The following is a 13,072-nucleotide window of genomic DNA, read 5'->3' as shown; positions in this document are numbered from 1 at the left end:
CGTAAACTTCATTAACGACAAGCCCATTGGCAGAATTAAGTATGCACTAAATTAATTCCGCCAACAGGTAACATAAATACAACATGAAATATTTAGCAGTCTATTTTTTACTGGCATTGCAAGGAGTTCTGTTCAGCCTTTCACTCTCAGCAGCAACTCCTCAGAACACAATAGCCTATTGTGATGGGAACGTACGTTTTAGCATTCTCACAGATGGGGTTATCCGTATGGAATGGAGTCCTTCGGGTACGTTTACCGACGCCCCATCATTTGTAGCAATCCACCGTAACTTACCGGTTCCGGAGTACACGGTACAAAATAAAAGTGCGGTGGTAGTGATAAGTACCGCCCGTATGAAATTGAAATATAAAAAAGGAAAAGGTCCTTTTACAAAAGATAATTTAACGATTACATCGGCCAAAGGAATGTTGCCCTTCGAGTGGACACCCGGTACAACACAAAAGGGAAACCTGAAAGGGACGGACCGCACACTGGATGGTTTTGAAGGAAACCACAACATATACAGCCATCAGGACATGAAGCTGGAAGACGGTCTTCTCTCAACAGACGGATGGACTCTGATTGACGATTCAAAAAATTTCCTGTTTGATGATTCGGAATGGCCCTGGGTAGAGACACGTGAAAATAAAGACGGACAAGACTGGTACTTCATGGCCTATGGACACGACTACAAAGCTGCCCTGAAAGATTATACAGCCTTTGCGGGAAAAGTTCCTCTCCCACCCCGGTACGCATTCGGCTATTGGTGGTCAAGATATTGGAGTTATTCGGACAAGGAGATGCGGCAATTGGTGGACAACTTCCACACTTATAACATTCCTTTGGATGTATTGGTGGTAGACATGGACTGGCACTATACCGAACCGGGATTCGGCGGATGGACGGGATGGACATGGAATCGCCGACTCTTTCCGGATCCTGCCAAATTCCTCGGTTATCTGAAAGACAATGACTTAAAGATTACCCTAAATCTACATCCTGCCGATGGTGTGGCCCCTTATGAAGAAAAATATCCGGAGATGGCACAATGGATGGGAATAGATACGGCTAAACACGAACCTATCCCCTGGGTAGTTTCGGACAAACATTTTATGAACGGTATGCTGAACAAGGTACTCCGCCCCATGGAAAAACAAGGAGTAGACTTCTGGTGGCTCGACTGGCAGCAATGGATGTATGATAAGAAAGTGGACAGCCTCAGTAATACCTGGTGGATCAATTATGTTTTCTTCTCGGATATGGAGTGTAACCGTGATACGCGTCCGATGCTCTATCATCGCTGGGGAGGACTGGGCAATCACCGTTACCAGATCGGCTTCTCGGGAGATGCTGTCATATCATGGAAATCGCTTGAATTCCAACCTTACTTTACTAACTGCGCCTCCAATGTATTGTATGGTTACTGGAGCCATGACATCGGTGGGCACATGTTCAAAGGCGGTGAAAAAGAAATACTCGATCCGGAACTTTTCACCCGCTGGATGCAATACGGTGCTCTGACACCCGTGATGCGAACTCACTCTACAAAGAATGCGGTCCTGAATAAAGAATTATGGAATTTCAAAGGGGATTATTTCGAAGCCTTACGTAACTCGATCCTATTCCGCTACCAATTGGCTCCTTATATATATACGATGGCCCGGGAGACTTACGATAATGGTATTTCTATCTGCCGCCCGATGTATTACGATTATCCTGAAGCCAAAGAGGCATACGATTTCAGAAACGAATACATGTTTGGCGACCAGATTTTGGTAGCCCCCATCACTACTCCCATGCAAAACGGACTTTCCACAGTAAAGGTGTGGCTGCCGGAAGGTAACGACTGGTTTGAATGGACAACCGGAACCTTGTTGAAAGGAGGACAGACAGTAGAGCGCTCGTTTACACTGACCGAATATCCGGTATACGTAAAAGCGGGCTCCGTACTCCCTCTTTACAACCGGGTGAAGAATCTGAACAGCAATAACGAAGAGATTATCGTAAATGTATTCCCCGGAGGAAGCGGTTCGTTCTGTTTCTATGAAGACAACGGCAATGATAAATATTATGCCGACGAATATGCCCGTACCCGGATAGCCTGTGAACGAAAAGATAATCTTTTAACCGTAACGATTGCTCCTCGGAAAGGCAGCTATCGCAACATGCCGCCTAACCGTCAGTTTAAGATAAAAGTATTAGGTTCCGCCATTCCGGAAGCAATCACCGTGAATGGAAGCAAAGCAGAATATGAATACATCGGTGATGAATTGGCATTACTGATCACTCTACCGGAAACATCGTGCAGCCAGGGAAACACGATAGAAATTCAATATCCGACTTCTATCCCGGAATTAAATGACGGAATGGTTTCACAATTCAAACGATTCAGCAAGGCTGTCACCGCGCTCAAATACCGGGATGCCGGGATCGTATTGACCCCTGCCATGGGAGCAACCGAAGCGACCAGCATTGCACTGAATTACTCGCCCGAACGTTTTAACAAACTGATAGAAGCATTCAAGAGAAACTATAGTCAAATGCCGGAAATGCTCAAGGAGCAAAAACTGAACGAGACTAATACCCAATGGTTTTTGGAAACAATCGGCTGGAAAAAATAGAATCACTTACATCTTATATTTTTCCCCACGAAACATTGCAAATCCAAGTAAAACTGATATCTTTGATAGAAATAGATATCACCTATCCATGGATTGAAATTATCTATTTGACGAGTAAACAATTTAGCGCTACTTTTGTCAAGTAATAACACGGAAGAGGGGCTGTAAAAGACTTCACATCATTGAAAGCTTTGTTTCCGGTAAAAACCAAAACTATATGGAAAAGAAAAAACTTACAGCAGCTAATGGTCGTCCTATTGCCGACAACCAAAACAGCCAGACAGCAGGCCCCCGCGGGCCAATCATGCTACAAGATCCATGGTTGATTGAGAAACTCGCTCATTTCGATCGTGAAGTGATCCCCGAACGCCGTATGCACGCTAAAGGCTCCGGAGCTTACGGCACATTTACCGTCACACACGATATCACCAAGTACACACGAGCCGCTATCTTCAGCCAGGTAGGTAAACAGACAGAATGTTTCGTACGTTTTTCAACTGTAGCAGGAGAACGCGGAGCCGCCGATGCAGAACGCGATATCCGTGGATTTGCCATGAAGTTTTATACAGAAGAAGGAAACTGGGATCTGGTAGGTAACAATACCCCTGTGTTCTTTCTGCGCGATCCTCTGAAATTCCCCGATTTGAACCATGCAGTAAAACGTGACCCACACACCAACATGCGTAGTGCCAATAACAATTGGGATTTCTGGACCCTATTGCCTGAAGCCCTCCATCAGGTAACCATTACAATGAGTCCGCGCGGTATTCCGGCTTCTTATCGCCACATGCATGGATTCGGCAGTCATACTTACAGTTTCCTAAACGCTGAGAACAAACGTATCTGGGTTAAATTCCACCTGAGAACCATGCAGGGCATCAAGAACCTGACTGATCAGGAAGCTGAAGCCATCATAGCCAAAGATCGTGAATCACATCAACGTGACTTGTACGAAAGTATCGAACGAGGCGATTTTCCGAAATGGAAATTCCAGATCCAGCTGATGACAGAAGAAGAGGCTGACAACTATCGCATCAACCCGTTTGACCTTACCAAAGTTTGGTCGCACAAAGATTTCCCGTTACAGGATGTAGGTATCCTTGAACTGAACCGTAACCCGGAAAACTATTTCGCAGAAGTAGAACAATCGGCTTTCAACCCGATGAACATTGTTGAAGGTATCGGTTTCTCTCCCGACAAGATGTTACAGGGACGCCTATTCTCTTACGGCGATGCACAACGCTATCGACTGGGAGTAAACTCTGAACAGATTCCGGTGAACAAGCCACGTTGCCCGTTCCACGCATTCCATCGCGACGGAGCTATGCGGGTGGATGGTAATTATGGCTCGGCCAAAGGCTACGAACCGAACAGCTATGGTGAATGGCAAGACTCTCCGGATAAAAAGGAACCGCCTCTGAAGGTTCATGGAGATGTATTCAACTATAACGAACGCGAATACGATGACGATTACTATAGCCAACCGGGTGACTTATTTCGACTGATGCCTGCGGATGAACAACAATTATTGTTCGAAAATACTGCACGTGCTATGGGCGATGCAGAACTGTTTATCAAACAACGGCATGTGCGCAACTGCTACAAAGCTGATCCGGCTTATGGTACAGGAGTAGCCTGTGCCTTGGGTATTAATCTGGAAGAAGCATTGAAAGAATAATTTTCCCTCTTTTTATATGCGCCTTAAATGTTAGACAATAACATTTATGGCGCATTTTTATATCAATGATTCGTCGTCTTCCGTTATTTGTCTATCACAATGCCTTCCACAATTTCTGGAAATCATTATATTTACCGTAGCATACCAATACGTCATCCGGACGAATCTTGGCATTCTCGGGCAATTCGTTCACTATCTTGTGCTCTACCAACGAAATGCCCAAGCAGTTCTTGATGGTATTGGAGCGTTTCAGTCCTATCAGCTTTAAATGAAACTCTTCATCCAGATTTAACTCATTGACAAAATAGCCTACAAATTTCTCGGGAACATTGAATTTGACTACATAGTATTCCGAATCTATCCGGAAAGTTTCCATCTTTGTACCAAAATCCAGCAACTGCACCAAACTTCGGGCGGCATCTTCTTCCGGAGTCAGTATCTTCTCCAGTCCAAATGCTTCAAGCACTGCTTTGTGTACTCCGTCGATGGCACGTGCATAAATATGTTGCACCTGCTTTTGCTTCAACATAGCCACCACACGGATTGAAGCTCCGAAATTCTCACCAATGGCAACAATCACCATATCAACACTGTTAAGAGGCAAAACGGAAAGAGACTGCTCGTCCGTCGCATCGATTACAAAGGCGGTGGCAATCTTATCTTTTATGCTATCTACCCGTCCTTCGTCCAAATCGGCCCCTATCACCTCGTGCCCTAAGGCGGAAAGTTCCTCAGCCAACACATGACCGTAGTTTCCAAGACCAATAATAATGTATTTCATAATAAATTCAACTGATTAGTTTATGATAATGTTATCACTCGGATAACGGTATTTTGTATTCTTTTTCTGTTTCACGATGCCCAGCACCAGAGTGATAAATCCTACACGGCCGATAAACATAAGCAGAGATACCAGCAATTTACTCTCATCACACAGCAAAGGAGTGGCATTCAGACTGGAGCCGACCGTACTTAAAGCCGACACACATTCAAACGTCAGGGTCATGATAGACATCTTGGGTTCCAGTATGCTCAGAATAAAGACAAACACAAACAAGATTCCCAAAGAAACGACTACCGCAGCATTGGAACGTCGGATGGAGTCATGTGACAACTCACGGCCAAATACCTCCACTCTTTCGGTTCCTCTCAGCACAGCGATCAGGTTGAGTGAAGCAACAGCAAAGGCATTTACTTTCACACCACCGGCTGTGGACTGTGCCGCACCACCGATCCACATCAGGACTATATAAAGCATGATGGTTTGTATGCTCAGTGAAGTCAGGTCTACACTGCTGAATCCGGCGGTTCGGGGGCAAGTGGCATTGAAGAAAGCCTGTGTCCACTTATCGGCAACCGACATGCCTGCAAACGAATGATTCCACTCGAAAAAAGCAATGGCAAGCGTTCCGAAAACCAGTAGCAGAACAGTCATTATCAATACAATCTTAGTATTGAGGTTGAACAGATGATGTACCTGATGATTGTCCCACTGGCGGGTACGGATCAGACGCCAGAAACGACGGGCATGGTAAACTATAATATCTTTAAAATTAACCAGAATCGGAAAACCGATTCCACCAAAAATAATCAGGAAAGACACGGTTATATACAGCCAGTTATGCTGAGTCATAATCATCGGATTGCCTAAATTACCGGGCAACGTAGAAAATCCGGCATTACAAAAGGCAGAGATGGAATGAAAGGCAGAAAAAGCCAGTTCATCCTGAACATCCATCCCCAGCGTACCATGTATACTGAACCAGATAGAGAGCATGCCTATCCCCTCAATGACCAATGTAAAACCTAATATGTACAATAAAGTAGAGAATAACGACCCCAATGAATTGGAACTTACCATATCACGTACGACCAACTGATTGTACAAAGAAGTATTTCCCATGAAGAACATGGCAAAGAAACTGGTCAGTGTCATCACTCCCAGACCACCGATCTGAATCAAAAGAATGATAACTGTCAGTCCGGCCGGCGTAAAAGTAGCGGATACGTCAACGGGAACCAACCCGGTTACGCAGACGGCACTGGTAGAAGTAAACAACGCGTCGACCCACGATAAGGTAACCCCCTCCACAGTACAACGAGGCAACATCAACAACCCCGATCCGATAAATATAATCACCAGGAAGCTGACAGCCAGAATCAAAGAAGGATTGGTTCTCCTGCCCAACAATCGTACCAGCCCATTAGACAAATTCAGTAAGGAGAAAAGCAACAGCAAGACAATATGGTAAAAGTAACCGTGCAGGAATTCCCACAGATGCAGAATAGCCCCTCCCTCCTCGGGCCGATGGAAGATAACAGGAATCAAAGTCAGATACAGTAACCAGCTCAGTATCCAGGCCAACTTCCGGAAATTCTTTTTCGTATCTCTGTATTCAAGCAGGATATGCAGCGTAACGTCGATCAGGAATATAATCCAAACCGTCTTATAAAGAAGATGTATTTTCGTAACTTCATGGGCAGAGAGCGTAAAGCCATGTTCGTAAATCACTCCGACTATCAGCATGATGGAAGCCAGATAGGTGATAATTGCCATTAATCGTAACAAAAGTCGTACGTAAGGCTGCAACAATTTATTCTGGTACAAAAAGAATTTATGATAAATCTTCATCGGATTGCATATTAATAGAGTCGCACAAACTTAACTAAAATAACAAACATATCCGATTCTTTGTTGCTGAAATCATATAATTCTTAAAAATTATACTTACTTTTGGCATCAGAATAATCAAATAACTACAATATTATGAGCGACAAGAAAAAAAGGTACATACTGCCTGAAGAAGAAATTCCGCATTACTGGTACAACATACAAGCCGACATGGTGAACAAGCCGATGCCCCCGTTGCATCCGGGAACCAAACAGCCATTAAAGGCAGAAGATCTGTATCCGATCTTCGCGGAAGAGCTTTGCCGCCAGGAACTGAACCAAACCGACCAATGGATAGAAATACCGGAAGAGGTTCGTGAAATGTACAAATATTACCGCAGTACTCCATTGGTCCGTGCCTATGGGCTGGAAAAAGCATTAGGCACACCGGCACATATTTATTTCAAGAATGAAAGTGTCAGCCCGATGGGTTCGCACAAATTAAACTCGGCCATTCCACAAGCTTATTATTGTAAAAAAGAAGGTGTACAGAATGTAACAACTGAAACCGGTGCCGGACAATGGGGAGCTTCCCTGGCTTACGCCGCCAAGCTTTTCGGTTTGGAAGCAGCCGTTTATCAAGTGAAAATCAGTTATGAGCAGAAACCTTACCGCCGTAGCATCATGCAGACCTATGGTGCCCAGGTGACTCCTTCGCCTTCGATGTCGACCCGTGCAGGAAAAGATATTCTGACTGCACACCCGAATCATCAAGGCTCATTGGGTACCGCCATCTCTGAAGCCATCGAACTGGCTCAAACTACTCCAAACTGTAAATATACATTAGGTTCCGTTCTGAGCCATGTCACCCTGCACCAGACGGTGATCGGCCTGGAAGCTGAAAAACAAATGGCAATGGCAGGTGAATATCCCGATATGGTGATCGCATGCTTTGGTGGTGGTTCCAACTTCGGTGGCATCGCGTTCCCATTCATGCGCCATAACATCCTTGAAGGTAAAAAAACACGCTTCATTGCTGCCGAACCGGCATCTTGCCCGAAGCTGACCCGCGGTAAGTTTCAATACGACTTCGGCGACGAAGCAGGATATACCCCACTGTTGCCTATGTTTACATTGGGGCACAACTTTGCTCCAGCCAACATCCACGCCGGCGGACTTCGCTACCACGGTGCAGGAGTGATCGTTTCGCAACTCCTCAAAGACAAACTGATGGAAGCTGTCGATATCAGCCAACTGGAATCTTTCGAAGCCGGATGCCTGTTCGCACAGGTTGAAGGTATTATTCCTGCTCCGGAATCTTGCCACGCCATCGCAGCCGCCATCCGTGAGGCAAACAAATGCAAAGAAAGCGGAGAAGAGAAAGTGATTCTGTTCAACCTGTCCGGTCACGGACTGATCGATATGACTTCGTATGACAAATACCTGTCCGGTGACTTGGTAAACTATTCGCTTACAGATGATGATATCCAAAAGAATCTGGATGAAATAGGCAATCTGGCTTAACCGTCGGATACCATCAGAGCTTTTGCCCCATAACAATATATGTAATCACTCATTACATATATTGTTATGGGGCAAAACATATATTGTTACGGAAATGTTATCTTTGCATATGAATCAAAGAAAAGAATATGAAATATATCGGAGCACATGTCAGTGCATCAGGAGGCGTTGAGTTCGCTCCTGTCAATGCACACGAAATCGGGGCCAACGCATTTGCCCTCTTTACTAAAAATCAACGCCAGTGGGTCAGTAAGCCACTAACCGAAGATAGTATCCGTCTCTTCAAAGAAAATTGTGAGAAATTCGGCTTCGCCCCCGAATACATTCTCCCGCACGATAGTTACCTGATAAACCTGGGACATCCCGAAGAAGAGGGACTGTCCAAAAGCCGGGCTGCCTTCCTTGACGAAATGCAACGTTGCGAACAATTGGGACTGAAACTGCTGAACTTCCATCCCGGCAGCCACCTCAACAAGATACCGGTGGAAGAATGTCTGGATCGGATCGCAGAAAGCATCAATCTGACTTTGGAAAAGACCCAAGGAGTAACTGCCGTTATTGAAAATACTGCCGGACAAGGAAGCAACCTGGGAAATGAATTCTGGCAGCTGAAGTACATCATCGACCGAGTGGAGGATAAAAGTCGTGTAGGGGTTTGTCTGGACACCTGCCACACTTTTACAGCCGGTTATGACTTTCTGAATGATTATGATAATGTCTTCGGAGAATTCGGTGAAGTAGTCGGATTTGAATATCTGCGGGGGATGCACCTCAATGATTCCAAAAAAGAATTAGGTAGTCGAGTAGATCGTCACGACAGCATCGGTAAGGGATTAATTGGTTTCGCTTTCTTTGAGAAACTAATGAAAGATCCCCGTTTCGACAATATGCCGTTGATTCTGGAGACCATTGACGAAACACTGTGGCCCGAAGAAATAGCCTGGCTGAGAGAACAAGCTCAATAGATATTGGCCATACTTACCAAAGGTTCGTATAATTTTTCAATATCTTGTGCATCCATCTCGATCTGCACCTGGTCCCCCGGAACAAGTTTTTGCTTTGCCGGGGGTATATCTTTCCGATCACGGTGTATATTGATAATCTCACAACGTTCCGGCAATAGTAATTCGCTTACCGTCTTTCCATCAAAATACGAACCACTCATCACTTCGACAGAAAGAGTATAGCGCTTCTCCTCCTGAAAGTCAGGAGAACTGATCATGTCATCATAAAGTGTCACATTAAACGGCTGGATCTGCAACATCTCCGTAAAATAGTAGGTCAGCCCTCCCACAACAATGGAGGGATAGAAAACCTCCAGATGTCCGGTGATCTCGGTAATCAAAACGATTGCTGTCAAAGGAGTCCGGATCACCGCAACCAAAAAAGCAGACATACATATCAGCATGACATAGCTGATGTTTTCGTATCCGATAATGCCCTGACGTACCAGAATCAAAGCAACGATCTGCCCGATCAGTCCCCCGGTAACCAGAGTGGGAATAAAACTTCCTCCCGGCAATCCGGAAGAAAACGAAAGCACACTAAAAACAAAATGCAAAATCATCATCCCCACAATCCACATAATATGGGTGTCAGCATGCATCGCCTGCTCCAATAAAAATTGTTCACCTCCACCGGTCAGATTCACTTCCGTGAGTGATATTAAATAAGCAATAAACAGCAAATAGAGCATCTTCACATAAGCCGGATGCTTGATGGCCGGATAAAGTCGCTTAAACCAAACTGTAATAACCGAATAAATCTTACCGGATACGGAAATCACCGCAGCCAGCAATAAGAACAATTTGACTTGTGAAGAAAAAACCAGTCCGGGAGAAATAGCGTCAATCTGGAAATAAGGGTTAATGGGAAAGATCATACTCGCCACACCACCTGCCACCACTCCGGCGAGCAAAGTGGTTATGGCGGTCTTAGGTGCATCAAAACGTTCGATAGACTCAATGACCAATAACGAAGAAGCCAAGGGAGCGGCAAAAGCAGCAGCCAATCCGGCACCTGCACCGGCGGCAAGCAATTGTTTTCGTTCACCGGCAAGCACCCTTCCCCATTTAGACACCAGACAACCGATATAAGAGCCGATCTGCACGGAGGGTCCCTCACGTCCCAAAGACAAACCGGCACTCAACGCCAACACTCCTCCCACAAACTTAGATACTAACTCTATAAAAGGATGCTTGTAGGAGATACGTCCGTTAATCACTCCACGGGTTTGAGGAATCCCCCCACCGGTGATCAACGGCATCTTTTTCACCAGCCACATCACAAATAAGAGGATACCCCATAAAGACAAAAAGATAGGAATATGCCAATACCAATGTGGCTGTGAATCAAAAAAGTTTCTACGAGTATTAAAAAAGAATTGTAACAGATAGTGATAGGGTACAGCAACAAGCCCTGTCAACAATCCCACGAATATACTGACAAAATAAAGACGGGCATCTATCAATTTCAGCTTCCATACCCGCCATTTCCTCATATCCTCTAAATCACCTGATTTTCCAAACATATCTCCGTCCGTTATACCGTTGCAGAGTACAACAATCCGGAGATTGCTTGGTTTCACCGGAATAGTTAAAATTAGTTCAAACAAATAAAGGCCGCCACAAGCACTCGTCTTGCAGCGGCCTTCTATATGTAGACCTATTATTTAGAACTTACTTACTTGACTTCCTCAAAATCAGCATCCTGAACGTTATCATCTTGTTTGCCGTTGTTCTGTCCGGCATTAGCCTGACCTGCGTTCATATCCGGACCAGCCTGTGCACCACCTTGCGCACCGCTCTGAGCGTACATTTCAGCACTTGCAGCCTGGAATGCAGTATTCAGTTCGGCCATAGCGCTATCGATAGTTGCCATATCCTGAGCCTTGTGAGCATCTTTCAGTTTCTGAAGAGCTGTTTCGATCGGAGCTTTCTTATCTGCCGGCAACTTATCACCCAGTTCCTTCAACTGAGTTTCAGTCTGGAAGATTAAACTGTCAGCCTGATTCAACTTGTCGATCTTCTCACGTTCTTTCTTATCTGCTTCTGCATTAGCCTCAGCTTCTGCTTTCATCTTTTCGATCTCTTCTTTGCTCAAACCGCTGGAAGCCTCGATACGGATAGCCTGTTCCTTACCTGTAGCTTTATCTTTAGCAGATACTTTCAAGATACCGTTGGCGTCAATATCAAATGTAACCTCGATCTGAGGAACACCACGGCGTGCCGGAGCAATGCCAGTCAGGTTGAACTGACCGATTGATTTATTCTGTGCAGCCATCGGACGCTCACCTTGCAAAACATGGATGGTAACCTCGGTCTGATTGTCGGCAGCAGTAGAGAATGTTTCGCTCTTACGTGCAGGAATTGTAGTATTAGCGTCAATCAATTTAGTCATAACACCACCCAGAGTTTCGATACCCATTGACAACGGAGTTACATCCAACAATACCACACCTTTGATTTCGTCAGTCAGTACAGCACCTTGAACAGCGGCACCTACAGCTACTACCTCATCCGGATTAACACCCTTTGAAGGAGTTTTACCGAAGAAATCTTCAACCAACTTCTGTACAGCCGGAATACGTGAAGAACCACCTACAAGAATTACTTCATCAATATCTGAGTTACTCAAACCAGCATCTTGCATTGCTTTCTTACAAGGTTCAAGACAAGCCTGAATCAGATTGTGAGCCAAAGATTCAAATTTAGCACGAGTCAGAGTCTTAACCAAGTGCTTAGGTACACCACCTACCGGCATGATATACGGCAAGTTGATTTCAGTACTTGTAGAAGAAGACAGCTCAATTTTAGCTTTTTCAGCTGCTTCTTTCAAACGCTGCATAGCCATCGGATCCTGAGTCAGGTCAGCACCTTCGTCATTCTTAAATTCCTGAACCAACCAGTCGATAATTACCTGGTCAAAGTCATCACCCCCCAAGTGAGTATCACCGTTTGTAGAAAGTACTTCAAATACGCCACCGCCGAATTCCAGAATAGAGATATCGAATGTACCACCACCTAAGTCGAATACTGCAATCTTCATATCTTTGTGAGCCTTGTCGAGACCATAAGCCAACGCAGCTGCTGTCGGTTCGTTTACAATACGTTTCACTTCCAGACCGGCAATCTGTCCGGCTTCTTTTGTGGCCTGACGCTGTGAGTCAGAGAAATATGCAGGAACAGTGATTACTGCTTCTGTTACTTCTTGTCCCAGGTAATCCTCAGCTGTCTTCTTCATCTTCTGCAGAATCATTGCTGAAATTTCCTGCGGAGTATATAAGCGTCCGTCTATATCTACACGCGGAGTATTATTATCACCCTTCACCACTTTATAAGGTACACGTGCGATTTCTTTCTGCACCTGATCCCAATTTTCACCCATAAAACGTTTGATAGAGAAAACTGTACGGGTAGGATTCGTGATAGCCTGACGTTTTGCAGGATCACCCACTTTACGTTCGCCACCGTCTACAAATGCTACAATGGAGGGAGTTGTACGTTTACCCTCACTATTTGCGATTACTACAGGTTCGTTTCCTTCAAATACAGAAACACAAGAGTTTGTAGTTCCTAAGTCAATACCAATAATTTTTCCCATGATCGTTATTCTTTTATTTATTATTATTTCAGTTTC

Annotated in this window: 8 protein-coding genes; 4 read left to right on the top strand and 4 right to left on the bottom strand. The window is 44.9% G+C overall.

The window, feature by feature from the left end:
* The first annotated feature begins 83 nt into the window (after positions 1-83).
* Together JZY04_RS19630 and JZY04_RS19625 are read left to right on the top strand one after the other, a co-directional pair.
* A complete protein-coding gene (locus JZY04_RS19630) occupies positions 84-2,621 on the top strand; it encodes a glycoside hydrolase family 31 protein (protein WP_122143478.1) in 2,538 nt (845 codons plus the stop codon).
* A 217-nt stretch (positions 2,622-2,838) separates the two neighbouring features.
* Positions 2,839-4,299 carry a catalase gene (locus JZY04_RS19625; protein ID WP_122143479.1) on the top strand — a complete coding sequence of 487 codons (1,461 nt, stop codon included), beginning with the start codon at positions 2,839-2,841 and terminating at the stop codon, positions 4,297-4,299.
* Between the two features lie 94 nt (positions 4,300-4,393).
* Here JZY04_RS19625 and JZY04_RS19620 read toward each other — a convergent pair whose 3' ends face one another.
* Together JZY04_RS19620 and JZY04_RS19615 are read right to left on the bottom strand one after the other, a co-directional pair.
* Positions 4,394-5,080 (bottom strand): TrkA family potassium uptake protein, encoded by a 687-nt coding sequence (locus JZY04_RS19620; RefSeq protein WP_005775954.1) that lies wholly within the window; start codon positions 5,078-5,080, stop codon positions 4,394-4,396.
* A 15-nt stretch (positions 5,081-5,095) separates the two neighbouring features.
* A complete protein-coding gene (locus JZY04_RS19615) occupies positions 5,096-6,931 on the bottom strand; it encodes a TrkH family potassium uptake protein (RefSeq protein ID WP_005809772.1) in 1,836 nt (611 codons plus the stop codon).
* 135 nt (positions 6,932-7,066) lie between these two features.
* Between JZY04_RS19615 and JZY04_RS19610 the strand changes: the two genes are divergently transcribed.
* Complete coding sequence (locus tag JZY04_RS19610; RefSeq protein ID WP_122143480.1) at positions 7,067-8,434, top strand: TrpB-like pyridoxal phosphate-dependent enzyme; 1,368 nt, start codon at positions 7,067-7,069, stop codon at positions 8,432-8,434.
* Positions 8,435-8,562: 128 nt separating this feature from the next.
* On the top strand, positions 8,563-9,399 hold the full coding sequence (gene nfo, locus JZY04_RS19605) for a deoxyribonuclease IV (RefSeq protein ID WP_032529772.1): 837 nt from the start codon (positions 8,563-8,565) through the stop codon (positions 9,397-9,399).
* Here nfo and JZY04_RS19600 read toward each other — a convergent pair.
* Positions 9,393-10,964 carry a ClC family H(+)/Cl(-) exchange transporter gene (locus JZY04_RS19600; protein WP_005775949.1) on the bottom strand — a complete coding sequence of 524 codons (1,572 nt, stop codon included), beginning with the start codon at positions 10,962-10,964 and terminating at the stop codon, positions 9,393-9,395. The two genes, nfo and JZY04_RS19600, sit on opposite strands and share 7 nt — an antisense overlap.
* 152 nt (positions 10,965-11,116) lie before the next feature.
* Positions 11,117-13,036: a molecular chaperone DnaK gene (gene dnaK / locus JZY04_RS19595; protein ID WP_005775948.1), complete on the bottom strand. Its 1,920-nt coding sequence runs from the start codon at positions 13,034-13,036 to the stop codon at positions 11,117-11,119.
* Positions 13,037-13,072 lie beyond the last annotated feature (36 nt).

The organism is Bacteroides sp. 11BF (assembly GCF_019633765.1).
GTDB lineage: Bacteria > Bacteroidota > Bacteroidia > Bacteroidales > Bacteroidaceae > Bacteroides > Bacteroides hominis.
Note: the sequence above shows the minus strand (reverse complement) of the source record. Positions and strands in the feature narration are given on the sequence as shown.